23 protein-coding genes and 1 tRNA gene are annotated in these 24,921 nt (G+C 65.2%); 13 read left to right on the top strand and 11 right to left on the bottom strand.

The window, feature by feature from the left end; all coding sequences use genetic code 11:
- Positions 1-2: 2 nt before the first annotated feature.
- Genes rbbA through CA236_RS06600 form a run of 3 tightly spaced genes read right to left on the bottom strand, consistent with a single transcriptional unit; the run spans position 3 to position 5,277 of the window.
- On the bottom strand, positions 3-2,777 hold the full coding sequence (rbbA, locus tag CA236_RS06610) for a ribosome-associated ATPase/putative transporter RbbA (RefSeq protein WP_125945005.1): 2,775 nt from the start codon (positions 2,775-2,777) through the stop codon (positions 3-5).
- Between the two features lie 2 nt (positions 2,778-2,779).
- Positions 2,780-3,856: an HlyD family efflux transporter periplasmic adaptor subunit gene (locus CA236_RS06605; RefSeq protein WP_125945004.1), complete on the bottom strand. Its 1,077-nt coding sequence runs from the start codon at positions 3,854-3,856 to the stop codon at positions 2,780-2,782.
- Positions 3,853-5,277: an efflux transporter outer membrane subunit gene (locus CA236_RS06600; protein WP_241212546.1), complete on the bottom strand. Its 1,425-nt coding sequence runs from the start codon at positions 5,275-5,277 to the stop codon at positions 3,853-3,855. The genes CA236_RS06605 and CA236_RS06600 overlap by 4 nt, the downstream gene beginning before the upstream one ends.
- Between CA236_RS06600 and CA236_RS18725 the strand changes: the two genes are divergently transcribed.
- From CA236_RS18725 to CA236_RS18720, 10 genes are all read left to right on the top strand, one after another.
- A complete protein-coding gene (locus CA236_RS18725) occupies positions 5,261-5,482 on the top strand; it encodes a hypothetical protein (protein WP_164518878.1) in 222 nt (73 codons plus the stop codon). The two genes, CA236_RS06600 and CA236_RS18725, sit on opposite strands and share 17 nt — an antisense overlap.
- Positions 5,483-5,937: 455 nt before the next feature.
- A complete protein-coding gene (locus CA236_RS06595; RefSeq protein ID WP_231621999.1) occupies positions 5,938-7,536 on the top strand; it encodes a PAS domain S-box protein in 1,599 nt (532 codons plus the stop codon).
- Positions 7,533-8,156 carry a response regulator gene (locus CA236_RS06590; RefSeq protein ID WP_046410705.1) on the top strand — a complete coding sequence of 208 codons (624 nt, stop codon included), beginning with the start codon at positions 7,533-7,535 and terminating at the stop codon, positions 8,154-8,156. The genes CA236_RS06595 and CA236_RS06590 overlap by 4 nt, the downstream gene beginning before the upstream one ends.
- A 410-nt stretch (positions 8,157-8,566) precedes the next feature.
- On the top strand, positions 8,567-9,067 hold the full coding sequence (locus tag CA236_RS06585; RefSeq protein ID WP_125945002.1) for an Hsp20/alpha crystallin family protein: 501 nt from the start codon (positions 8,567-8,569) through the stop codon (positions 9,065-9,067).
- Between the two features lie 70 nt (positions 9,068-9,137).
- Entirely contained in the window at positions 9,138-9,686 is a 549-nt protein-coding gene (locus tag CA236_RS06580) for a DUF1269 domain-containing protein (RefSeq protein WP_125945001.1), read from the top strand.
- A 210-nt stretch (positions 9,687-9,896) separates the two neighbouring features.
- Positions 9,897-10,220 (top strand): hypothetical protein, encoded by a 324-nt coding sequence (locus CA236_RS06575; protein WP_046410702.1) that lies wholly within the window; start codon positions 9,897-9,899, stop codon positions 10,218-10,220.
- A 71-nt stretch (positions 10,221-10,291) separates the two neighbouring features.
- Entirely contained in the window at positions 10,292-11,569 is a 1,278-nt protein-coding gene (locus tag CA236_RS06570) for a glycoside hydrolase family 130 protein (RefSeq protein WP_125945000.1), read from the top strand.
- A gap of 56 nt (positions 11,570-11,625) precedes the next feature.
- Entirely contained in the window at positions 11,626-14,058 is a 2,433-nt protein-coding gene (ppsA, locus tag CA236_RS06565; protein WP_241212545.1) for a phosphoenolpyruvate synthase, read from the top strand.
- Positions 14,058-15,050, top strand: a complete 993-nt coding sequence (locus tag CA236_RS06560) for a 1-phosphofructokinase family hexose kinase (RefSeq protein WP_164518886.1) — start codon at positions 14,058-14,060, stop codon at positions 15,048-15,050. Before ppsA ends, CA236_RS06560 begins: the two co-directional genes overlap by 1 nt.
- 55 nt (positions 15,051-15,105) lie before the next feature.
- On the top strand, positions 15,106-15,264 hold the full coding sequence (locus tag CA236_RS18720) for a hypothetical protein (protein ID WP_164518885.1): 159 nt from the start codon (positions 15,106-15,108) through the stop codon (positions 15,262-15,264).
- A 492-nt stretch (positions 15,265-15,756) separates the two neighbouring features.
- Here CA236_RS18720 and CA236_RS06555 read toward each other — a convergent pair whose 3' ends face one another.
- Both CA236_RS06555 and CA236_RS06550 read right to left on the bottom strand, forming a co-directional pair.
- Positions 15,757-16,236: a YetF domain-containing protein gene (locus tag CA236_RS06555; RefSeq protein WP_125944998.1), complete on the bottom strand. Its 480-nt coding sequence runs from the start codon at positions 16,234-16,236 to the stop codon at positions 15,757-15,759.
- Positions 16,236-16,778, bottom strand: a complete 543-nt coding sequence (locus tag CA236_RS06550; RefSeq protein WP_125944997.1) for a hypothetical protein — start codon at positions 16,776-16,778, stop codon at positions 16,236-16,238. The genes CA236_RS06555 and CA236_RS06550 overlap by 1 nt, the downstream gene beginning before the upstream one ends.
- Before the next feature lie 305 nt (positions 16,779-17,083).
- Here CA236_RS06550 and CA236_RS06545 point away from each other — a divergent pair, with 305 nt between their 5' ends.
- A complete protein-coding gene (locus tag CA236_RS06545; RefSeq protein WP_125944996.1) occupies positions 17,084-18,034 on the top strand; it encodes a class I SAM-dependent methyltransferase in 951 nt (316 codons plus the stop codon).
- A gap of 54 nt (positions 18,035-18,088) precedes the next feature.
- Here CA236_RS06545 and CA236_RS06540 read toward each other — a convergent pair whose 3' ends face one another.
- Both CA236_RS06540 and CA236_RS06535 read right to left on the bottom strand, forming a co-directional pair.
- The gene (locus CA236_RS06540) at positions 18,089-18,475 is read right to left on the bottom strand and encodes a PH domain-containing protein (protein ID WP_125944995.1); all 387 of its coding nucleotides are present in this window, start codon (positions 18,473-18,475) and stop codon (positions 18,089-18,091) included.
- Between the two features lie 279 nt (positions 18,476-18,754).
- Positions 18,755-18,831: transfer RNA gene (locus tag CA236_RS06535), tRNA-Arg, on the bottom strand.
- 59 nt (positions 18,832-18,890) lie between these two features.
- Here CA236_RS06535 and CA236_RS06530 point away from each other — a divergent pair.
- Positions 18,891-19,631, top strand: coding sequence for a queuosine precursor transporter (locus tag CA236_RS06530; RefSeq protein ID WP_125944994.1), 741 nt, complete (start codon positions 18,891-18,893; stop codon positions 19,629-19,631).
- A 45-nt stretch (positions 19,632-19,676) separates the two neighbouring features.
- On the opposite strand, the gene purQ is transcribed toward CA236_RS06530, so the two are convergent.
- The 4 genes from purQ to CA236_RS06510 all read right to left on the bottom strand — a co-directional run bounded on the left by purQ (position 19,677) and on the right by CA236_RS06510 (position 22,521).
- On the bottom strand, positions 19,677-20,342 hold the full coding sequence (gene purQ / locus CA236_RS06525) for a phosphoribosylformylglycinamidine synthase subunit PurQ (RefSeq protein ID WP_125944993.1): 666 nt from the start codon (positions 20,340-20,342) through the stop codon (positions 19,677-19,679).
- Positions 20,339-20,569: a phosphoribosylformylglycinamidine synthase subunit PurS gene (gene purS / locus CA236_RS06520; RefSeq protein ID WP_046410691.1), complete on the bottom strand. Its 231-nt coding sequence runs from the start codon at positions 20,567-20,569 to the stop codon at positions 20,339-20,341. The genes purQ and purS overlap by 4 nt, the downstream gene beginning before the upstream one ends.
- A 61-nt stretch (positions 20,570-20,630) precedes the next feature.
- A complete protein-coding gene (gene purC, locus CA236_RS06515) occupies positions 20,631-21,410 on the bottom strand; it encodes a phosphoribosylaminoimidazolesuccinocarboxamide synthase (protein ID WP_046410689.1) in 780 nt (259 codons plus the stop codon).
- Positions 21,411-21,537: 127 nt separating this feature from the next.
- A complete protein-coding gene (locus CA236_RS06510; protein ID WP_241212544.1) occupies positions 21,538-22,521 on the bottom strand; it encodes an alpha/beta hydrolase in 984 nt (327 codons plus the stop codon).
- 92 nt (positions 22,522-22,613) lie between these two features.
- On the opposite strand from CA236_RS06510, the gene parC reads away from it, so the two are divergent.
- Positions 22,614-24,869, top strand: coding sequence for a DNA topoisomerase IV subunit A (parC, locus tag CA236_RS06505; protein WP_125944992.1), 2,256 nt, complete (start codon positions 22,614-22,616; stop codon positions 24,867-24,869).
- The last annotated feature ends 52 nt before the right edge of the window (positions 24,870-24,921 follow it).

Genomic DNA, 24,921 nt, shown 5'->3' with positions numbered 1-24,921 from the left:
CCTCAGCGCTCCTGCTTGTGGAGCAACAGGATCGATGCTCCGGTGATGATCGGCCACGCAAGGAGCAATGGCCATAGCGACGACCACAGGTCCTCGAAGCCCAGCCCTTTGTTGAACACGCCGCGGGTGATCGTGATCATGTGCGACGAGGGGTAGATTTCGCCAAAGATCCGCGCGCCGCCCTGCAACGAGGTCACGGGATCGATCATGCCGCCATAGGTCAGCGTCGGGATCAGCGTGCCGATCATGGCAAGGAACAGCGCGGCGATCTGGCTGCGGGTGACGGAGGAGGCGAGGAGACCGATGCCGGTGGAGACGAAGGAGAAAAGCAATGCGCCAACCGTGAGGGCCAGTAAGTTGCCGGTGATCGGAACGCCGAACACCCAGCGGCCCATGATCACCATGATCGCGAAGTTGATCATCGCCAGCGCGACATAGGGAAGCTGTTTGCCTAGCAGGAATTCGCTCGGCGTCACCGGCGTCACGTAGAAATTGATGATCGATCCGGTTTCCTTTTCCCGGACGACGGCCATCGCCGCCAGCATGGCGGGCAGCATCAGCAGCAGAAGGGGAATGACGCTTGGCACCATCGCCGGCAGGCTGCGCACGTCGGGGTTGTAGCGGTAGCGGTTCTGCACCGTGACCGATCCGTCCGCGCCCGCGCGCGCCGCACCGGTCAGGCCCGCGTCGCGCATTTCTGTCGCCAGCCAGCGTTGATGCAGGCCCTGGATGTAGCCGCGGATCGTCTCTGCGCGCAGCGGCATCGAACCGTCGAACCATGCGGCGACGGGTTGCGGCGTTCCCCGCCGCAAATCACGTCCGAATCCCGGCGGGATCTCGATGGCCAGCGAAATGTCGCCACTGCGCATCCGTCGGTCCATGTCATCGTAGCTGGTGATCGGCGGGCGCTGGATGAAATAAGTCGAGCTTGCGATTTCCTGCTCATATTGGCGGCTGGTGGTGGTCTGGTCCCGGTCGAGAACGGCATAGCGGATGTTGTCGACGTCCAGGCTGATCCCGAACCCGATCACCAGAAGGAGGATCACCGAACCGGCGAGCGCCAGCGCCCCGCGCACTGGGTCACGCTGAAGCTCCAGCGTCTCGCGCCAAAGATAGCTGTACATCCGTCGCGGGCTAAAGCGGCGCATCGACGATGCGGCCTCCGGCTCCGTTGGTGTGGGCATCTGGATGGGGGCGTCTGCCGTCGCCTCATCGCTGGCCTCCTCCAGATAGGAGATGAACGCTTCTTCCAGCGTCGCGGCGCTGCGCTTCTCGATCAGTCGTTCCGGCGTGTCGCTGTCGAGCACCTTGCCGGCATCCATCATCGAAATGCGGTCGCAGCGCTCGGCCTCGTTCATGAAGTGCGTCGAGATGAAAATCGTCACCTGGTCGCGGCGGGACAGGTCGATCAGCAGCCGCCAGAACGTGTCCCGCGCGATCGGGTCCACCCCCGACGTGGGTTCGTCCAGGATCAGGATTTCGGGGCGATGGACCATCGCGACGGCGAGCGAAAGGCGCTGCCGCGCACCAAGGGGCAGGGCCGGCGGCAAGTCCTCCGCCGCATTGTCGAGGCCAAACCGCCGGATCATCTCGGCGACGCGTTCCGCGATCTCCGCCGGCGGCACCGCAAACAGATGCGCATGAAGTTCCAGGTTCTGGCGCACCGTCAGCTCGCTGTAGAGCGAGAAGGCCTGGCTCATATAGCCGACCCGGCGCCGGACGTTGATGTCCTTGGGATCGATCGGCTTGCCGAACAGCTTCGCCTCGCCCTCGCTCGGCTCGAGCAGGCCGGTTAGCATCTTCATGGTCGTCGATTTGCCGCAGCCGTTCGATCCCAGGAACCCGAAGATCTCGCCGCGACCGATGCGAAAGCTGACGTGGTCCACCGCGACGAAATCGCCGAAGCGCATCGTGAGATCGTTCGCCTCGATCGCGACGCTCTGCTCATTGAACTGCTGCTGCGGCTTCGTGACCGGCGTGTGATCACGCTTCTTCTCGTCGGGCAGCAGCGCGATAAAGGCTTCGTCCAGTCCCGGCGACGATGTCTGCGCCATCAGCTCGCCCGGCGTGTCCGTCGCCAGTACGCGGCCGTCGTCCATGGCGATTAGCCAGTCGAACCGTTCCGCCTCGTCCATATAGGCGGTCGCGACGACCACGCTCATGCCCGGGTTCTGTTCGCGGATCTCGCCGATGAGAATCCAGAAGTTCGCACGTGCCAGCGGGTCGACGCCGGTGGTCGGCTCGTCGAGGATCAGCAGGCTCGGCTCGTGGATCAGCGCACAGCACAGGCCCAGCTTTTGCTTCATTCCACCGGAAAGCTTGCCTGCGGGACGCGAGAGAAAGTTCTCGAGCCCGGTGCTTCGGGTCAGTTGATGGATGCGCTGGCGCCGTTCTTCCGGGGGCTGCCCGAACAGCCGCGCGAAGAACTGCAGATTCTCCTCGACCGAGAGGGTAGGGTAGAGGTTCTTGCCGAGACCCTGCGGCATATAGGCGATCCGCGGGCAGACCAGGTCGCGGTGCGCCTTGTCACTCATGTCGCCGCCAAGAACCTCGACCTTGCCCTCCTGAATGGCACGTGCGCCCGCTATCAGCGAGAACAGGCTGGACTTGCCGACGCCGTCCGGACCGATGAGGCCGACCATCTGCCTTGCCGGGAGAATGAGGTCGAGATTGTCGAGCGCGACCGTCCGGCCGTAGCGCAAGGTCACGTTTGACAGTCGCGCGACATGATCGTCGGCGGTGGTTGACGCCTGGGGGGAGGCGCCCGGCGCCAGCATTGCTAATCCCTCACGACACGGGACAGGCTGGCCGGCCACGGCACGCCGGGATCGATCCTGACATAGGCTACGCCGGGGACCCCCGTTTTCACCAGGTTGACGTGGCGACGCAGAAGATCGGGATCGATGCGCGCTTTCACCCTGAACATCAGCTTCTCGCGCTCGCTGGATGTCTCCACGGTTTTGGGGGTGAATTGTGCGACGTCCGCGACAAAGCTGATCCGTGCCGGAACGTAGCGATCCGGCAGCGCGTCGAGAACGATGCGCGCCTCGTCACCCAGCGCGACCCGACCAGCGACCGTTTCGGGCAGGAAGAACACCATCGACACGTCCGATGGATCGATCATCGTCAGCACGCGGCCGCCAGCGGCCACCACTTCGCCGGGCTGCGCAATGCGGTACTGGATCCGGCCCGCGCGGGGCGCGCGCAGCACGCTGTCGTTGATGTCAGCCATGATCCGGTCGATCGTGGCGCGCGTCGCCTCGACGTTCGTGCCGGCCCCAACCACCTGGCTGCGGGCCGCGCGGATCGCAGAATCCACCGCGGCGACCTGCGCCTGAGCGGCGGCTACGGCTGCCGACGCGCCCTCGACCGCCGCCTGGTCATTGTCCCGCTCCTGCACCGGCGTCGCACCTTCCTTCGCGAGCGTGGAGGATCGTCCCAGTCGCTTGCGGGCAACGTTCAGTTCCGCCTCCCGCTGGCGAACGGTCGCCTGGGCAAAGGCCTTGTCGCTTTGCCGCTGCAGCACCTGCGCTTCGGTGATCTGGATGGCGTTCGTCGCCTCGGCAAGTTGCGCTCGCGCCTGCGCCAGTTGCGCCTGCAAGGCGTCCGTATCCATCGTGGCGACGATCTGTCCCTGACGCACGAACTGCCCCTCGCTGACGGTGATGTCGCGCAAGCGAGCCGGCATCTTGGCGGCAATGTCGATCTCGACCGCTTCGATCCGGCCGTTGCCGCTGACGATGCCGGCGGGGAGGCCCGATGGACGCATGGCTAGCCACAGCAGCACCCCGACGCCGACGATGGCCAGCGCGATCAGCCCGCGCGAAATCCAGCGGTTGTCCCGCAATTTGCTCATGGTGCCGGCGTCCTCCCCGTGGCGACAGCGTCTGAATCGAACACGGGCTGCGCGGCGAAACCGCCGCCGAGCGCGGCGTAGAGCGCAACTCCACTCGCCACCTCGGCACGACGTAGCTGCACCAGCAATTGCTGTGTGTCGAACAGGTCGCGCTGTGCATCGAGCACTTCAAGATAGGCTGAACGGCCATTATCGAAGCGCAAGGTCGCCAGCCGCGCACGCTCGGTCAGGGCGTCCAGCACACCGCGCGTCGTCTCGATCTGCAACGACAGCTGTCGCCGCCGCGCGAGCGCATCGGCAACATCGCGGAACGCGATCTGGATCGCGCGCTCATATTCGGCCACCGCCAAGATCTTTCTGGCCTCCGCCACGTCAAGGTTGGCCCGCAATCGGCCCGCATTGAAGATCGGCAGCGTCAGCGATGGCGCGAAGCTCCAGACCCCCGTCGGCGAACTGAACAGGTCGCCAAGGCTGGTGCTGGCGATCCCTCCTCCCGCGGTAAGCGTGATGTTAGGGAAGAACGCGGCGCGCGCAGCGCCGATGTTCGCATTGGCCGCCAGCAACTGACGCTCCGCCGCTACGATGTCCGGCCGGTTGGTGAGCAGATCGGACGGCAGCCCCGGCGGCAGCTGAAGATAGGTGGTGATCTGCGCGAAGCGCCGATCCGATGCGGTCAATGTCACCGGCTGGCCAACGAGAAGCGCGAGCGCGTTGCGATTGACCTCCTGATCCTGCTCGAGAGCCTGAAGCGCGGCGCGCGCCTGACCCAGCAACGCCTGCGCCTGTGTCATGTCGAGCTTGCTTCCCGATCCCACCTCGTAGCGTCGCCGGACGATCCGCAGCGACTCCTCGCGCGTGGAGATCGTACGGCGGGCGAGATCGGCGCGTTCCTGATACTCCCGTTCGAGCAGATAGCCGTTTGCAACCTGCGCGATCAGTTGCGTGGCAACCCCGCGGCGCGCCTCTTCCGTCGCGAGATACTGCCAGCGCGCGGCATCGCGCAGATTGCGCAGCCGGCCCCAAAAATCGATCTCCCACGCCGCATTCGCCTGAACGCCGATGGAGCGAACGTCGACCGGCGTCGCTGCGCTGCCTAGCAGGTTGTACAGCGTCCGGCCCCGCGTGGCGGCGACAGCACCATCGATCTGCGGGTAGAGCGCTGCGCCCTGGATCCGCCATGCGCCCCGAGCCTCCAGAACGCGGGCAGCCGCCACGCGAATGTCGCGATTGTTGGCCAGGGCGAGTGCGATCAGGCGTTGCAGTTCCGGATCGCGAAAGAAGGCTTGCCAGCCGATCGCCGCGATGGTCGCACCGCCGGGGTTCGTCCCCGGGAAGCGCGGCGGCACTGGCGCGGCCGGGCGAACATGTTTCGGCGCAAAGGAGCAGCCGCCAAGAGTGAACAGGATGAGCGCGATCGGCACGATCCGCGACCGCGTCTTCGTCCGAGCGGTCGTGCCACAGATCATCATTCCTGTTGCACCTGATGCGATCCCTTGGCTCGAGATGGCGCAGCGCCGCTCGCGCTCGTGCGCGACATTGCGTCTTTGGTTGGGCGCCCGGGGCGCATCCCCGATGGCCGGGCACGACCGGCGTGCGCGTCTGACGGGTGTCACCGACCCGCCCTGATCCGCCAATCAGGGGTTTTGCCTATATCGTTGGAAACAACTTGCCCGTCACTCTGCCCCGGTCACGACGGCGGTATGCTGGGCAATGAGCGGAAGAGGATCCGCTCCATCCTAGTGCGCTACCGGTAACCAACAATCGAGATTGTCTTCGAATGTACCAAAATTTATGTTAAGCAAAGAGTTGCCGCGCGCTGGGGAAATGGTGCGGCACTAGGAGAGCCGATGCAGTCCATACGTGGGGCTTCATTGCGCGCGGGGCTTACTGGCTGCGGCATCGCCGTGGGGGTGGTCGGGCTGGCTGCATTGGTGCAACATGCACTCAATAAAGGGCCGCCCCCAGCGGCCCCATTTCTTCTGTTCTTCTTCGCAATTTCCGTCACCGGCATGCTGGCGGGGCCGTTCTGGGCCGGTGTGGCGGCTGCGCTCTCCGCCGCGGTGACCTCATGGATAGGATGGTTGCCGAGTACGGATGAGCTGCGGCTTCTGCTGCTGTTCGGTCTGTCGTCCGGTAGCGTCGTTGCCCTGTCCTACCTTCATTCCGCCCGCGCGGCGCGCGAACGCACGGCGGCGCATGAGCTGAACCTGCTGATCGAGGGAGCGACCGGTTACGCCATTTATATGTATGATGCGGCCGGTCGTGTTTCGGTGTGGAACGAAGGAGCGCGCCGGTTGATGGGCTGGAACGCCGACGAGGTCATCGGCAAGCATTGCTCCATCTTCTACACGCAGATGGCAGTGGCCGAGGGGGTGCCGGATCATCACCTTCGTACTGCGGCTGTGAAGGGGGCGGTCAGGGGCGAGGATTGGCATGTCCGAAAGGATGGATCGCGGTTCCTAGCATCGTTCAACCTCAAGGCGTTCTATGATCAATCGGGAACGTTGCGCGGCTATGGAAAGCTGATCCGCGACATCACGCAGCAGCGCGCCGAGCAGTTCAGGGCTGCGGCCAGCGAGAACCATTATCGCTCGATCCTGGCGACCGTGCCGGACGCAATGGTGGTGACAAATCGCGCTGGCAACATCCTGTCCTTCAGCGCGGCGGCAGAACGCCTCTTCGGGCTGTCCGAAAGCGAAGTCGTGGGCACGAGCTTCCAGCGGCTGATCGCGTCGTCCGACCCGCAGGGAAGAGTGGGGGATCTCGAATATTACCTCGCCGCAACGCGCAACAGTAGCGATGGCGTGGGCTCAACCTTGCTCGGGCGAAAAGGCGATGGGTCGACCTTTCCGTTGCAGCTGGCGGTCGGCCAGGCCGTGACCGAAGGGAAGCCGATCTTCACCGCGTTCATCCGCGATCTGACCGAGCACCGTCGCACGCAGGAACGGCTGGAGGAACTGCGCGCCAGCCTCGTTCATGCCGCACGGGGGAGCGCGATGGGCACAATGGCCTCCACCTTACGGCATGAATTGAACCAGCCGATTACGGCGGTCGTCAATTACATGCGCGGCATCCGAAACCTTCTGCGGGAGGGAAATGAGGAGGACCGTGACATGATCGACGACGCACTGGCGGAGGCGATGCGCGAAGGTCTGCGGGCGGGTGATATCCTGCGGCACCTCCATGACTTCGAAAGCCGCGGCGAGATGGAGTTGACGGTGGAGGATCTGCCGCAACTGATCGAAGAGGCGGCACAACTGGCGCTGATCGGTGCGCGTGAACGCGGGATCTGGGTCACCTTCGACATCGACGCCAATGCATCGCCCGTCCTGGTGGACCGCATTCAGATCCAGCAGGTGCTGATCAACCTGATCCGGAACGCGATCGAGGCGATGGCGGAATCGCCAGAGCGCCACCTGTCGGTGTCGACGCGGGTCGAGGACGACGGATGCGTGAAAGCCACCGTTGCCGACACCGGATCGGGCATTGCCCCGCAGGTTGCGGCGACGCTGTTTCGTGCGTTCAACAGTACGAAGGCCGGCGGCATGGGACTGGGGCTGTCGATTTGCCGGACGATCGTGGAGGCGAGTGGCGGCAGGATCTGGGCCGAGCCGCGCGAGGGCGGGGGTACGGCGTTTCACTTTACCATGGTTCAGGCCGATCGGGAGTTGGCAGAATGAACGACAAACGCTTGGTGCACATCATCGATGACGAGGCGGCGGTCCGGCGATCGGCCAGCTTCATGCTCAAGACGCTCGGCTTCGCCACGCGAACGTGGGAGGGCGGGACTGCCTTTCTGAAGGAGGTGCGGCATGCGGAAAACGGCTGCATCCTCCTCGACGTCCGCATGCCGGACATCGACGGGCTGGCGGTGCAACAGCAATTGATCGAACGCGGCATCGCCATGCCGGTGATCGTGCTGACCGGTCACGGGGACATCACCATCGCGGTCAAAGCGATGAAGGCGGGCGCCGTCGATTTCATCGAAAAGCCATTTGATGGCGACGTGCTGCTTGCCGCGCTGGAGCATGCGTTCGAGCGGCTGGAGAAATCGGCAGACGCGCTGACCCGGGCGGCCAACGCTGACCTCGCACTGGGTGCCCTGTCGCCGCGCGAGCGGGAAGTGCTGGCGGAGCTTGCCGAGGGGTTTCCCAACAAGACAATCGCTTACGACCTCGGAATCTCGGTGCGCACGGTGGAGGTGCATCGCGCGAACGTGATGACCAAGCTGAAGGCGCGCAGCCTGTCCGACGCGCTGCGGATCGCATTTGCCGCCGGCCTGGGTAGCCCGCGGACCTAATACCGGCGCGGTTCCGCTGGGCGTCACGGGCCCCTGAAGCGCACCAACGGTCGTGCGCCATCGTCCCGCGCGCCCATCCCAGATTGGGGCTTTCGCGAGCTTAGGTACTCTTCCCAATATTCCGAAAAACGCGGCGTCCCTAGCTGTTGATCGGCAGCAATAAAGACTGAAGTCTGCGGAGCGTATCGCGGCACGTCAGGATACGGATCACCTCCTTGCACGTGTGCACGTCGCTTCTCGAGGCCCGGTTGCCTTGCAGCCCACCTGCCCGTGCGTGAAAGCGGCTCCCCCCGGCCGCCGGCGCAGCGTCTGCATCGCCACCGGTGCACGGGCAGGTGATTTTTTCCGGCGCCCGGACCACGTGGTCCTGAACGCCGCCTTCACGATTTTCACGGCCGGAGGTCGGGACGATGAGCACGCAAGCGGATCTGCCAGCGAAGACGCGGTCGAGCGGCGAGGCGCCACTGGGTTGGCTGCGCAGCGAGATCGACCGATTGTTCGAGAATTTCTCCTCGCCCGCACGCAGTGCGTTCGGATCACGCCTTGGCAGCCTCGCTGCGCTCGACGGCATGTTCAGCCTGCCGGCGTTGGAGATGGCGGAGAAGGACAAGGAATATCGACTCTCGGCCGAGATCCCCGGCATGTCGGAGGACCAGATTGACGTCAGCGTCGCCGACGGAATCCTGACGATATCGGGAGAGAAGCGCGATGAGGAGGATCGCAAGGACGGCGACTACATGCTGCGCGAGCGCCGCTATGGATCGTTCGTCCGCAAGATCAATCTTCCCAAGGACGTCGATCCAAATGCGGTGAGCGCGCATGTCGACAAAGGCGTGCTGATCATCACCTTGCCCAAGGACGAAAAGGCCGGCGAGCAGAAGCGCCGTATCCCGATCTCGTCACAGAAATGAGGCTGCGACGCCCGCGCCTGGCCGAAGAAGCCGGGCGTCGCTGGCACCGGCAAAGCAGAGGAGAGTGCATGTGGCTGATCTGATTGTTGTCGGCTTTGACGATCCGCATGAGGCTGATCGCGTCCTCACCCAGTTGCAGCGGATGCAGCGGGAATATCTGATCGATCTGGAGGATGCGGTCGTCGCCATTCGGCAGCCGGACGGGAAGGTGCGGCTGAAGCAGAGCTACAACATGGTTGGCACCGGTGCTGCCTCCGTCGGGCTTTCCGGCGCCTTGTGGGGCACATTGGTGGGATTGCTGTTCCTGAACCCCCTGGCCGGGATGGCGGTGGGGGCGGCGGTCGGCGCCGGTGCGGGCGCGCTTTCCGGATCGCTGATGGATTATGGCATCGACGACAATTTCATCCGTGAGCTTTCCGATACGCTGAAGCCGGACACCTCGGCGATCTTCGTGCTGGTGCGCAAGGTTCAGGCGGAAAAGGTGCTGAGCGAATTGTCTGATGTGCGCGGCCGCGTGCTGCGCTCTTCCTTGTCGCCCGATCAGGAAAAGCGGCTGCAGGAGGCGTTGATGCAGGTGTCGAAGGACCAGGCGAACGCCGGCAGCGCGGCGGCCAATTGACCGGGTGGGAAGCGGCCTGTCTGCGGCGCAAATTGGCCTCACCGGCAGCATGGGCGGCCTGGTCGCGGCCGATGGGCGCGCCGCTGTGGCCAGATCGCCCATCGTCGGACGCGAAGGGTTGAAGAAGCAAGCGATCTGAAGTGAACTGGACCGCGGTTCGACCGCGACCATCCGGTTCCGGATCACACGACAGGCAAAGGAAGATCAAACATGAAGCCAGGCTTGTTTCTTGCCCCCTTGCTGCTGCTGGTTGCAGGATGTGACGGCACGACGGTCACGCAGGAAGCCGAACAGATCAACGTGGGCAATTACGCCAAGGAAGTGCTGGCGCTGCCCGAAGGCGATCTGCACATCGTCCTGTTCCGGGCGATCCAGGACGCAGGGGTGCCGTGTCAGGGGGTGGTCAGTGCGGAGCAGGTCGGGACCAATCCGAACCGACCGCAGTGGCGCGCGAAATGCACTGATGGCAGCTATAACCTGGTGACCGTGGATCCGAACGGCACCGCGCTGGTGATCAGCCCCAAGTCGCCCTGACCTTGGCCAACCAGGCCGGCGGGACAGGGGCAGGGCCCGGCTTCCGCGCCGGACGATGAAGGGAATGGATCATGTCGCAGGTCGTGTTCCGCGCCGACCCCTCGCACGTCGTGTTGCGGCCGTTCACCCCGGCCGACAATCCGTTTCCCAGTCGCGACGTTCCGCAGCAGCGCACGGCATTGGTGGTCGACCGTGTCAGCGCGCTGCCGCCCGCGACGGTCAAGCTTGAGCTGAACAAGCTGAAGGCGCAGCTGGCGAAGCGGCATTCTCAGGTGGACATGCTGCTGGAGCGGCGGTTCTATGCGGCGATTTCCCCGTCGGGTAGCGATCATACGCTGAGCGATGAACAGGTGCAGCTGATCGGCGGGTACCTGCTGGAGGAATATGCCGTCGAGGCGGCGGCGCTGTTCAATCCCAGCATCACCATCCACCCCGACCAGACCGACCTGCCGGCCAAGTCGATCCGCGTGCTGCTGACGCTCCGCGCGGTCGGCGAGGGGCATGTATCCTCCATCGTGTTCCGTGTCGGCACCGTCGGCCCGGGCGGCAAGGTCTGGTTCGAGGCCCCGGCCGAGCAGCTGGTGTCGGCCAAGTCGAGCCCGATCCCCGGGGGTGGGCGCGACGATCCGGCGATCCGGTTCGAGTGCGGGCCAGACCCTGACCTCTCGCGCTTCGTCCTGTTTCCCGTCGCCCCCGGGCACCGCCGGGGGCTGGAGGATCTCCGACTGACGCGCTTCATCGAGGACGATGGCAGCGTCGTTTATTATGGCACCTATACCGGCGTGGCGCCGGACGCGATCCGGCAGGAATTGATGCGCACGGTCGATTTTCGCACCTTCGATCTTGTGCCGCTGGAGGGCCGCTATGCGCACACCAAGGGCATGGCGCTCTTTCCCCGGCGGGTAGGCGGCTATTTTGCCATGCTGGGCCGGCAGGACCATGAGAATATCTGGCTGTTGACCTCCAACGACCTGTACCGATGGAACCGCGGCGAGGTGATCATCAAGCCGCGCTGGCCGTGGGAGTTCATCCAGATCGGCGTGTGCGGGCCACCGATCGAGATCGATGAGGGATGGCTGGTCATCACCCATGGGGTGGGCACGATCCGCAGCTACAGCCTGGGCGCCTGCCTGCTCGACAAGGACGATCCCAGCAAGGTGCTGGCGCGAACCGAGGAACCGATCCTGACGCCGATGGAGGGCGAGCGCGACGGCTATGTCCCGAACGTCATCTACAGCTGCGGGGCGCTGGTCCACGACGGCTGGCTGATCCTGCCGCATGGCGTGGCGGACACTTATGCCACGGTGACGACGATGAAGGTCGCGGACCTGCTCGCCCGGATGCGCTGACCGGCCACGTGTTATTGCGGATGTCGGTTGCCGGCAGGGTGAGCCAGCATGTGGCAATGACCGACATGATCGATGGTGTGGCGCGCGACCAGGCGAGCCAGCCTGCAAGGCTGGTCGTCGCGCTGGATGAACTGCGCGCGACCGACGTGCCGCTGGTGGGCGGCAAAAATGCATCGCTGGGCGAGATGCTGCACGAGCTGAAAAGCCAGGGCATCCGCGTGCCCGACGGTTTTGCGACGACGGCCGACGCCTATCGCTATCTCCTGTCCGCGGCGGACCTCGGTGGCCAGATTGCGGAGGCGATCGGGGCGATGCGCGGCGGGCGCGCCACGCTGGCCGATACGGGCGAAGCGATCCGGATGCATTTGCTGGAAGCGGACCTGCCGGGGCCGCTCGCCGATGCGATCGTCGGCGCCTATCGCGACCTGGGTCGCCGCCACGGGATCGCGCGGCCATCGGTGGCGGTGCGTTCAAGCGCGACGGCCGAGGACCTGCCCGATGCAAGCTTTGCCGGGCAGCAGGAGACATTCCTGAACGTGCGCGGCGAGCGGGCGCTGCTGGAGGCGTGCCGGCGCTGCTACGCCTCGTTGTTCACCAATCGCGCGATCAGTTATCGTGAGGCCAAAGGCTTCGACCACCAGTCCGTCGCCTTGTCGATCGGCGTCCAGTTGATGGTGCGATCCGACCTTGCAGGATCGGGCGTGATGTTCACCCTCGACCCCGAGACCGGCTTTCCCAATGTGGCGGTGGTCAGCGCTGCCTGGGGACTTGGCGAAACGGTGGTGCAGGGGAGTGTCGATCCCGACATCTTCACCGTGTTCAAGCCGCTGGCGAACGATTCCCGTTTCGTCCCGATTGTCGAGCACAAGCTGGGCGCGAAGGCGCAGAAGATGATTTTCCACCAGGGCGGCAGCGCGCGCACCAAGACGGTGGATACATCGCGGACCGAGCGGGCGACCTTCGTCCTGAGCGATGCCGAGGTGCTGCAGCTGACCCGCTGGGCCGTGCTGATCAAGCAGCATTACGGCCGACCGATGGACATCGAATGGGCCAAGGACGGCGAGACCCAGGAACTGTTCATCGTCCAGGCTCGCCCGGAAACGGTGCAATCCGCGCGGCGGGGCGAGGTGGTGCGGACGTGGCATTTGAAGGAAAAGGGCCCCGTGCTGACCACCGGCGCTGCGGTCGGCGACATGATCTGTTCGGGCGAGGCGTGCATCATCCGCTCGCCTGCCGATATCGGATCGTTCCGCGACGGATCGATCCTGGTGGCGGAAACAACCGATCCCGACTGGGTGCCGATCATGCGCCGGGCGGCGGGGATCATCACCGATCATGGCGGGACCACAAGCCATGCGGCGATCGTCAGCCGCGAACTGGGCGTGCCGGCGGTGGTGGGCACCGGGGACGCCACCTCGCTGATCGCGGATGGCGCCGAGATCACGCTGTCGTGCGGCGAAGGCGACATCGGCAAGGTCTATGCCGGCGAGCTTGCCTATACGATCGACGAGATTGCGGTCGCCGACTTGCCGCAGGTGCACACCGAACTGATGATCAACTCGGGTGACCCGGCGCAGGCATTCCGCTGGTGGCGGCTGCCGATCCAGGGCGTCGGCCTTGCGCGGATGGAGTTCATCGTCTCCACGTTGATCAAGGTGCATCCAATGGCGCTGATCCACCCGGATCAGGTGACCGACGAGAACGATCGCCGCGCCATTGACCGGCTGATCGCCGGGCATAGCAGCGGGGCGGATTTCTTCGTCGAAACGCTGGCGAGCGGGATCGCCAAGATCGCGGCGGGGCAGATGCCCAAGCCGGTGATCGTCAGGCTCAGCGACTTCAAGACCAACGAATATCGCCACTTGCTGGGCGGGGCGGCGTTCGAGCCGGTCGAGGCCAACCCGATGCTCGGGTTCCGCGGTGCATCGCGCTACGCCCATCCGCGCTACCGCGACGGGTTCGCGCTGGAATGCCGGGCGCTGCGGCGCGCGCGCGAGAAGCTGGGCATGACCAACATCATCGTCATGGTGCCGTTCTGCCGCACGATCATGGAAGCGGAGGCGGTGCTGGCGGAAATGTCCCGCCACGGGCTGGAGCGGTCCGACGGGGGGCTGCAAATCTACATGATGTGCGAAATACCGTCGAACGTCGTGCTGGCGGAGGAATTCAGCCAGCGGTTCGATGGCTTCTCGATCGGGAGCAATGACCTGACGCAGCTGGTGCTTGGCGCGGATCGCGATTCCGATCTGCTCTCCACCCTGTTCGATGAACGCGATCCGGCAGTGCTTCGCACGATCAGCGACTTCATCCGTCGCGCCCATGCCGCGGGCGGCAAGGTCGGCATCTGCGGCCAGGCGCCGAGCGACCATCCGGAATTCGCCGCCTTTCTGGTCGGCGAGAAGATCGATTCCATCTCGCTCAATCCGGATTCGTTCGTGCGGACCCTGGGGCATGTCGCGAAGGCGGAAGCGACCTTTGCCGGGGCATGATGGCAAAGGTCGTCACGCTTACGCTCAACCCCTCGCTTGACGTCAGCACCTCCACTCGGGAGGTCCGGCCGACCGACAAGCTGCGCTGTGCGGAGCCAGCCTATTACCCGGGCGGCGGCGGGATCAACGTCGCTAACCTGATCCACGCGCTGGGCGGCGACGTGCTGGCGGTGGTAACCGCCGGCGGCCCGTTTCGGGCGCGCTTCGAGGACCTGCTGCTGCGCACGGGTACGCCCTTCGCCTTCATTCCCATCGCCGGCGACACGCGCGCGAATCTGACCGTCGCCGAGGGGCAGAGCGGCAACGAATACCGCTTCGTCATGCCCGGCCCGGTGCTCAGCGCCGCGGAACAGCAAAGCTGCATCGACCGGGTGAAAGGGGTGCGGCCGCCGCCGGAGTTCGTGGTGATCAGCGGCAGCCCGCCGCCCGGGGTAGGACCGGAGCTGATCGAGCAGCTGGGCGAGTGGTGCAACATGGTGGCCGCGCGGCTGATCCTGGACCTGCCGGGCGATCATCTGCGCACCAGCGGCGCGCGGCGACCGTTTCTGATCAAGCCCAATCTGCGCGAGCTGGAACTGCTGGTCGGCCGCAAGCTGATGGGCGAGGCGGAGGAGGCAGCAGCGGCGGCCGCGCTGGTCGAGACGGGGTTTGCCGAGGTCGTGCTGGTATCGCTCGGGCCGCGCGGGGCGCTGCTGGTGAGCCGCGAGGGCGCCGAGCGGATCGTGGCGCCGGCGGTCGAGGTGCGCAGCGCCGTCGGCGCGGGCGATGCGATGGTTGGCGGCACGACATGGGCGCTGTCGCAGGGTTGCTCGCTGGGTGAGGCGGCGCGGTTCGGGGTCGCCGCCGGCTCCGCCACGCTCCTTACCAGTGGCACGCAGGTTGCGGCGCCAGAGGCGATATACGGCCTGTTCGAAGGGCTCCGGCCCGAGCGATCGGTGCTGGCGACGCGCTCACGGCCCGCCCGATCGTCGATCGATCGGGACTCTACGTAATTCCTTTTCGCCGTACGGCCGTAAGATCGGATTCGGTTTTAGTTCAGAGGATCCGATGCGCAGCGACGTCGAATATGCCATCTTCCGCGCCCGTGCCGAACTGACGATGGTGCGTCGGGCACGCAGCACTGAGGCGCGCACCGCGCATCTGGAACTGGCGCGCCGCTATCTCGCGCAATGCCCCGGAGAGGGGCCCTCACGCGAGCTGCGCTGATCGCCTGCGCTGAATAAGGGCGAGCGGCGTCACGCTGTACGTCGCCTGCTGCCCTTGCTGCTATCCTCGTGCTGTCGCTCTCCCGTGGTCGCTTGCTCCCTTCGGTTGACCGTTCCGGTTGCCGCCTCGGCTGGCTGCCCTCCTTTGCCGAGGCGGCAATTGCCATCTAGGCGATGCGTCGTCCCCGATGCACTACGTAAATCACCCTAAAGATGAACGGGTGGTGTGACCCCGCGGTCCGGGCATTTTTGCGCGCTATTGGGGGGAGAAAGATGCGAATGTTGCGGCCCGTGAGCGAGCGGAAGCGTGCTTTTTCTGCGACATCCTGAGCGTCGACTTGCGCGATCATTTGGGTAACTTCGGCTGAGCCATCGCTGGCGGATGTTCATGCGCACCCTCCGCATGAAGGTCACGCGGTGCGGCGGTGAAAAGCCCTGTCGATTGTTCGTATACCATTGGCCGGTGCGAAGCTGTTTTAAGCACGACCGTCATTCACGCGGCGGCATCGTCCTCCTTCTGGTTCACGTCGCCGTCATCCTTGCGGATGAAGCTGATCTTCCCCTGGGTTTCCAGGATCGCCCATGCGACATCCTTCATGCGCGCGATGCCGGCGAGGCGCATTTCCGCCTCCACCTCGCCACGCGTGATGCGGTCGCGGCGAAGGTTCGCCTCGATCAGCTCGCCGTCGCGGATGATCACCTGCGGCTGGCCATCGAGCAGCTTCTCAAGCCGGGGCGAGAGATAGGTCGCCCAGCTCATCACCAGCGCCCAGAAGGCAAAGGTCGCGATGGCGAGGATCGAGCCGGTGAGGCTGAAATCGTTGTGCGTCACCCCCTGCTGCACCAGATCTCCCATCACCACGATCACGACCAGTTCGAAGGGGGTAAGCTGGCCGATCTCACGTTTTCCCAGCAGGCGGAGCAGCAGGTATAGCGCGGCGAAGGTGACGCTCGCCCGAAAAACGATATCCATCAGGGCAGCACCGGGATGGAGAGAGCGATCGCGCTCAGCCGGGTGTCGTCGTCGAGCAGGGTGATGGTTCCGGCAAGCCGCCCGACGAGCGGCGGATTGGTCTGGCCGTCGATCTTGATCTCCAGCGTGTCGCCAGCCTTCAGCGCGGGATAGTCGAAGCGATATCGCCCGTCGGCGAAGCTTTCGTCGCTGGGCGCCGGAATCTGGCTGTTGATCGTCAGGTCACGCCACAATGCGGCATCGATGCCGATCACCGGCTTGGCGATGTCCTGCCGCGCGACCACCCGGATATGCGTTTCGAAGAACAGGCCGCTGCGCAGCGGGCGGGCAACCTTGACCTCCATGACCGCTGCCGGCGCATTGATCGTGGTGACCGGCGCCGGCGCGCCGCCCAGCGCACCGGTCATCGCCGTCGCGACGATCGCACCCAGGATGATGAAGGCGAGCGGGCTGGCGTGGGCGCGCAGCCCGCTGACCGGTTCGGCATGGCTGGGATCAAGCCCGTCCGGAAAAGCCGCGTCATCCTGTCTGGCTGTCGCCATATCTGCTCCCTGCTGGCGCCTTCTGAGCGGGGCGCCCGGGGCATGAACACCCGGATCTGGGCGGCGGTTTCCTTCGGTGCCCCCGGGCTGACCTGCGCGCGCCGTCAGCATCATCAGCGCGCCCGTGATGATCATGCGCCGCGACGCGCCGACCATGCCGTAATCGGCAGGATGGCGCGTGACATCCATTATGGTTGCAATCGTGCGACCGTGAGCGGCCAACGTGTTTAGACATGCCCGGAATGCCGCACGTGTTCGATCGACCGGGCGAACAATGAGCGGAGACCTGAAGAAGAGGATTGTCCGTGGCCGTATTGCTGCACAAGATCGCTGATGTGAGCGCGACCGCACTCGGCGGCATTGCTGCCCCGGCATTACGCTTCATGGGAAAGCATCATAACCGGATGACGCGGTTCCAGGCGTTGCAGGATCGTGCCGGATTTCAGGTGCGGACCACGCATTATTACGAGCCGACATATGCGGAGCATGATCTCCCCGCAGACACGCAGAAGGCTCGTTTCCTGCCCGGCTTCGACATGAACGAGGGCGAACAGCTCGCGCTGCTGCGGTCGTTCCACTTTGCCGAGGAGCTGCGTGCGTTCCCGGACGAAAAGCCGCGCGAGGACGAATACGGATACGACAACCGCATGTATTCCTATGGCGATGCGGAGATCCTCTACAACATGATCCGCCTGAAGAAGCCGGCGCGGATCATCGAGATCGGATCGGGCCAGTCGACGCTCATGGCCCGCGCCGCCATCGCGGCGAACAAGCGGAATGACGAGGGCTATACGTGCGCCCACATCTGTATCGAGCCGTATGAGATGCCCTGGCTGGAGCGAACGGGCGTCACGGTGGTCCGGGAGCGGGTGGAGGACCTGGATCTCGCCTTCTTCGATGCGCTCGACGCCAACGACATCCTGTTCATCGACAGCTCGCACGTCATCCGCCCCTGGGGCGACGTGCTGCGCGAATTCCACCAGATCGTGCCCAGCGTGACGAGCGGCGTCATCGTGCATGTGCACGACATCTTCACGCCCTATGACTATCCGGAGACATGGCTGCGCCAGGATCGCCGGCTGTGGAACGAGCAATATCTGATGGAATCGTTCCTCTGCTACAATTCGCAGTTCAAGGTCATCTGCGCCAACCATTGGCTGAAGCAGGAACGGTTCTATGAATTCGTCGCTGCCTGCCCGATGACGGCGGAGCATCCTGACGCCAAGCCGGGCGGATTCTGGTTTCAGCGTATCTGAACCGCGATCGACGATGGGCGGGCGCGCTCATTCGTCGGCGCTGGCTGCGGCAGCTTAAAGGTTGATGCGGTTGTTGATGAATTGAGCGACTTCTCGGACATTTGTCCCTTTGGTCATCATGACTTCGCACACGCCCCAGCCTGATCCGCAGATCTTAAGCTCTGCGTCGAGATCAATGGTGCCGGAGTTTTCGAGCGAGAAGGCGGTGATCGATCGCCATGGGAAGCTGGTTACTTCGACCTTCTTACCGAGCAAGCCCTGTGCGTTGATGACCATGAGCCGCTTGTTCGTGAAGACCATGCCGTCACGCATACCTTTGAATTCCTGCTCGACCGTTTCGCCGGTGGCGAGAAAGCCATCGTAACGGGAGGCGAAAGTGCCGATCGGCGCCGGTCCCCCGACGAACACCTTGTCCATGAACTGATGGGCTACTGCAGCCATTGTTGATCCCTTTTCCAATTGAGCGAGAGGCTAGATGAAGACTCGCCTTCAACTCAAGGGCGCTAAGGAATGTGCGCTCAGCGAACTTTGCTGCCATCCCAGGCCGCCGGCACGCTACCAGGGCAGCGATCGCAGTAGGCGTAGCGAAGACGATGCCGCCCGCACTAACCCAGTCAGCCTAACGTTCGTCCTCTAGCCCATCCGAGTCGCCGGCATTACCTATTTGCTACCTAGCCGGTGAGGACCGTGACTGTTTGAGGTCGTCAGGTATTGAAAACGTGGCGCGCCCGGCAGGAATCGAACCTGCGGCCCCAAGCTTAGAAGGCTCGTGCTCTATCCAACTGAGCTACGGGCGCGCACGCGACGTGCGTTAGCGTGGATTGCCGACGCGGGAAACCGTTGCCATGATCTTTCCATGGACGAGGCAACGCCGCATCGCGTGACAGCATCTGCGCTGCACGGCAAGAACCTGCGCTATTATGACTTTGTCATGGCGGCGTTCGTCGCCATTCTGTTGCTGTCCAATGTGCTTGGCGCGGGCAAGGTGGCGCAGATCTGGCTGCCGGGCGTCGGCTATTGGCCGTTCGGCGCGGGCATTTTGTTCTTTCCGGTCAGCTATGTGATCGGCGACGTGCTGACCGAAGTCTATGGCTATGCCCGCGCGCGGCGCGTGATCTGGGCCGGCTTTGGCGCGACGGTTTTCATGGCGTTGATGGCATGGGTGGTGGTCGCGCTGCCGCCGGCGCCCGACTGGACCAACCAGGCCGCTTATGAGGCGGTGTTCGGGCAGGTGCCGCGGATCGTGGTCGCCAGCATGTGCGCCTTCTGGGCGGGCGAGTTCGTTAATTCCTACGTGCTGGCGCGGATGAAGGTGGCGACCGGCGGCAAGCATCTGTGGATGCGCACGATCGGATCGACGGTGGCGGGGCAGGGGGTCGACAGCCTGATCTTCTACCCGATGGCCTTCTGGGGCGCGGAGGGGTGGACGACGCAGCTCGTCCTGACGGTGCTGGTCACCCAATGGGTGCTGAAAGTGTCGTGGGAGGCGCTGCTGACGCCCGTCACCTATGTGGTGGTCGGCTGGCTGAAGCGCGCGGAGGGCGTGGACGTCTATGACGACGGGACCGACTTCACGCCCTTTGGCGCGCGGGTCTGATCCTGTGCTGGGGGGGGGCGGCATGGCGCACCGCCCCGTCCGGCTTCAGCCGATCTTTTCGAGCAGGCCTTCGAACAGGCGGCGGCCGTCGAGCCCGCCATGCGCGCTTTCGACGCGCCGCTCGGGGTGCGGCATCATGCCCAGCACGTTGCCGGCATCATTGAGGATCCCGGCGATCCGCCGCGCGGAGCCGTTCACATCCTCGGCATAGCGGAACGCAACGCGCCCTTCGCCTTCGAGCCGGTCGAGCGTTTCCTGGTCGGCGACATAATTGCCGTCGTGGTGCGCGACGGGAATGGTGATCGTCTCACCCGCGGCATAGCGGCTGGTGAACGCGCTCTGGCTGTTGTCGACGGTCAGCGCGACATCGCGGCAGACGAAGTTCAGCCCGGCGTTGCGCATCAGCGCGCCCGGCAAGAGGCCAGCCTCGGTCAGCACCTGGAAGCCGTTGCAGACGCCAAAGACAGGAAGCCCGCCGGCGGCCTTGTCCGCCACGGCGCGCATGATCGGGGATCGCGCCGCCATCGCGCCGGAGCGCAGATAGTCGCCGTAGGAAAAGCCGCCCGGCACCGCCAGGAGGGACAGGCCCTCCGGCAGCTCCGTTTCGCGGTGCCAGACCATGATCGGCGCCGTGCCGGTGACGCTTTCCAGCGCCACGGCGATGTCGCGATCGCAGTTCGACCCCGGAAAGACGACGACCGCCGTCTTCATGCGCGCTCCACCCGGTAATTCTCGATTACCGTATTGGCGAGCAGCTGGCGGCACATCGCATCGACCTGCGCGTCATCGACCGTGTCGGCGACGTCGAGCTCGATTAACTTGCCCACGCGGGCGCCCTCGACACCGGCGAAGCCGAGGCCCGACAGTGCGTGTTCGATGGCCTTGCCCTGCGGGTCGAGCACGCCGGGCTTGAGCGTTACGTAGATGCGAAGCTTCATGCCGTGGCCCGCTATTCGATGCGGTCGCGGATCGCAACCGTTGCTGGTGTCCAGCCGGGGCTTACTTGCCCCGGCGCTCGCGATGCTCGGCCATGTCGAGGATCGCCGTTTCGCCACCTTCGGGCAGCAGGCCAAGCCGGCGGGCGACCTCCTGATAGGCCTCCACCTCGCCGCCGAGGTCGCGGCGGAACCGGTCCTTGTCCAGCTTCTCGTTGGTGGTCATGTCCCACAGGCGGCAGCCGTCGGGGCTGATCTCGTCCGCAAGGATGATGCGGCTGTAGTCATTGTCCCACACGCGGCCGAACTCGAGCTTGAAGTCGACCAGGCGGATGCCGACGGCGCCGAACAGGCCCGAGAGGAAATCGTTCACGCGGATCGCCAGGTCGGCGATGTCGTGCATCTCTTCCTGGCTGGCCCAGCCGAACGCCGCGATATGTTCGTCGGAGATCATCGGATCGCCGAGCGCATCGTCCTTGTAGCAATATTCGAGGATCGTGCGGGGCAGCTGGGTGCCTTCCTCGATCCCGAGCCGCTTGCTGAGCGAGCCGGCGGCGACGTTGCGCACGATCACCTCGATCGGCACGATCTCGACCTGGCGGATCAGCTGCTCGCGCATGTTGAGGCGGCGGATGAAGTGGGTCGGCACGCCGATGTTGCCGAGCAGGGTGAAGATATGCTCCGAAATCCGGTTGTTCAGCACACCCTTGCCGTTGATCGTGCCCTTCTTCTGGGCATTGAAGGCCGTGGCATCGTCCTTGAAATACTGGATCAAGGTGCCGGGTTCGGGACCCTCGTACAGGATCTTCGCCTTGCCTTCGTAAATCTGCCGGCGCCGCGCCATCGCATCACCCCTGAAATGGACAGCCCCGGCGACGCGACGGAAGCGGCGCGGCCGGGGCGGGAATGGCGAGGCCTATACGGGAAGGGGCGTGCGCACGCAATCGGATGCGGATTACCGCGTAGCGCGCTTAGTCGCGCATCCCGAGCGCCGTGCGGATCGCCGTGCGGGTTGCCGCCCAGGCTGCGGTATCAGGCGTGACCAGCTCGACATGTCCCGTTTCAGGCACGGTGACGAGTGCGACTCGATCGCCGGCAGCGGTGGCGCGCGCGACATAGTCGGTCGCCATCCGGTACGGGATGATGCGATCCTCGCGCCCGTTGATCAGCGTCTGCGCGACGCCAAGCGGGAAGAGGCGGGGGACGGAGGTGTCGGCATATGGATCGGCGCGATCGCTGCCGACCAACCGCTCGACCACCTTCGTGCCGCAGCCATTGTCGGGGCTGGCGGCGGTCGCTTCCAGGTCGGGCAGCCCGCCGAGGCTGATGACATGGTGGATCGGCAGCGGCGTGGCGGTGTGCAGCGGACTGGATCGCGGCAGCCGCGACCGGCCGGCGAGCCACAATGCGAGGTGGCCGCCGGCGGAATGGCCCACGGCGACGACGCGCGAGGGGTCGAGCCGGAAGCGTGCCGCCTCCGTCAACAGACGGTCGGCCGCCGCCGCCGCGTCGGCGAAGGTGCCGGGATAGCCGCCGCCCGCCCGGTCGACCCCCCGGTAATCGATGTTCCACACGGCGATGCCCGAGTCGCGCAGGTCGCCGGCCACCCGGTCCATCAGCGTGCGATCGGCGATCGAGGTCTGCCAGCATCCGCCATGGACCATCAGGACGACGGGATGCGGGCCGGGCCCGGCGGGCACCCACACGTCCACCTTCTGCATGTGGTCCGCACCATAAGCGACCGTGGCGTCCGCCGTCGGGCGTGGGCGATTGGTCAGGTCGTCCCAGGTGAGCGGCTTGAAGGACGCGGCTTCTTGCGCGGCGGTTTTCTGATCGGTCTGGGGCGGCATGGCGTGCGCGGACCATGGCGCAGCCAGCAGGGCGCAGGCAAGCGGCAGGGCGACCCGGAATGTGCGGCGGTTGGCACGGCGTGGCGCGATTGGGGAGGCGGGCATGGCCGCTATCTGTGGCACGGCACGCAGGAGCCGCATAGATCGGTGTGCGGAACGGTTGTGGAACATGGCCGACGCCTGCTAGCACGCCCGCCATGCCGACTGATGCGACCGTGCTGCCCCCCGACAATCCGCCTGTCGGCGTGTTTGACGCGCCGTTCGATTCCGCGCTGTCCGAACGCTATCTCGTCTATGCGCTGTCGACGATCACCGCGCGATCGCTGCCCGATGTTCGCGACGGGCTGAAGCCGGTTCATCGGCGTCTGCTGTGGGCGATGCGGCTGCTGCGGCTCGATCCGACGCAAGGGTATAAGAAATGCGCGCGCGTCGTCGGCGACGTGATCGGTAAATACCATCCGCATGGCGACCAGTCGGTCTATGACGCGATGGTCCGCCTCGCGCAGGATTTCGCCCTGCGATATCCGCTGGTCGACGGGCAGGGTAATTTCGGCAACATCGACGGCGATAATGCCGCGGCCTATCGTTACACCGAGGCGCGGCTGACCCAGGTCGCGATCGACCTGATGGACGGGCTGGACGAGGACGCCGTTTCCTTCCGCCCGACCTATAATGGCGAGGAGCAGGAGCCCGAGCTGTTCCCCGGGCTGTTCCCCAATCTGCTGGCGAACGGGGCGAGTGGCATTGCGGTCGGCATGGCGACGTCGATCCCGCCGCACAATGCTGCCGAGCTGCTCGACGCCGCCATCGCGCTCATCGACGATCCCGCGGCCGATCCGCTGGCGTTCGTCCACGGGCCGGATTTCCCCACCGGCGGCTTGCTGGTCGATCCGCCGGCGATCATCCGCGAGGCCTATGCCACGGGCCGCGGCGCATTCCGCGTGCGGTGTCGCTGGAGCGTGGAAAAGGAAAAGGGCGGCGGCTGGCAGATCGTGGTCAGCGAGATCCCCTATGGCGTTCAAAAGGGCAAGCTGATCGAGCAGATCGCCGGCCTGGTGAACGACAAGAAGCTGCCGATCCTGGCCGATGTGCGCGACGAATCCGACGCGGAGATCCGGCTGGTGCTGGAACCGCGCAGCCGCACGGTCGATCCGCAGGTGCTGATGGACGGGCTCTACCGCCTGTCCGATCTCGAAACGCGCGTGCCGCTGAACCTCAACGTGCTCGACGCGCGGCGCACCCCGCGGGTGATGAGCCTGGCCGAGGCGCTCGCCGCCTGGGTGGAGCATCAGTTCATCGTGCTCCGTCGTCGTACCGAGCATCGGCTGGGCAAGATCGCCGATCGGCTGGAGCTGGTGAAGGGTTATATCACCGCCTTCCTCAACCTCGACCGGGTGATCGAGATCATCCGCACCGAGGATGAGCCAAAGGCCGTGATGATCGCCGAGTTCGACCTGACCGACCGGCAGGCCGAGGCGATCCTCAACATGCGGCTGCGCAGCTTGCGCAAGCTGGAGGAGATGGAGCTGAAGCGCGAGCAGGCCGCGCTGGAGAAGGAACAGGCGGGCCTGCAGTTGCTGCTCGGTTCCGACCAGCGGCAGCGCACGCGGATGAAGAAGGATCTGGCGACGATCCGTGACCGCTATGGTCCGGAGACGGCGCTGGGCAAGCGGCGCACCACGCTGGAGGAAGCCGCGCCGGCGCGCGAGATCCCGCTGGAGGCGATGATCGAGCGCGAGCCGATCACCGTGATCCTGTCGCAGCGCGGCTGGATCCGCGCGATGAAGGGGCATGTCGAGCTGGCCTCGGCCGAGACGCTGAAGTTCAAGGAGGGCGACGGCCCCGCCTTCGCCTTCCATGCGCAGACCACCGACAAGCTGCTGCTGGCGGCGGAGAACGGGCGTTTCTACACGCTGGCGGCGGACAAGCTTCCCGGCGGGCGTGGCTTTGGCGAGCCGGTGCGCGCGACGATCGACCTCGATGGCGGGATCGGCATCGTGCGGCTTCTGAAGGCGGAGCGCGACGGCAAGCTGCTGGTCGCGGCGAGCGACGGGCGGGGCTTCGTGGTGCCGGTCAACGACGTGATCGCCGAAACGCGCAAGGGCAAGACGGTGGTGACGCCGCGCCCGGGCGCACGGCTGTCGGTGGTGCGCCCGGTCGGCAAGGACGACGATTATGTCGCGGCGATCGGCGACAATCGCAAGCTGGTGGTGTTCCCGTTGAGCGAGTTGCCGGAAATGACGCGGGGGCAGGGCGCGCAGTTGCAACGCTATCGCGATGGCGGGCTGAGCGACGCGATCACCTTCCGCTATGCCGATGGGATCAGCTGGGCGATGGGTGGCGAGACCGGGCGTACACGCACGGAGAGCGACGTGTCGCCATGGCGTGCCGCACGTGGTGCGGCGGGGCGGATGCCGCCCACCGGCTTCCCGCGCGACAACCGCTTCACCTGAAATCTTCTCCGATTTAGCGACACTTAACGCGCGCAGGGGTAGCGAGAGGACA

Source organism: Sphingomonas sp. ABOLG (genome assembly GCF_003950435.1).
Lineage (GTDB): Bacteria > Pseudomonadota > Alphaproteobacteria > Sphingomonadales > Sphingomonadaceae > Sphingomonas > Sphingomonas panaciterrae.
The sequence above is the reverse complement of the archived record's forward strand: the minus strand, read 5'-3'. Positions and strand labels throughout refer to the sequence as shown.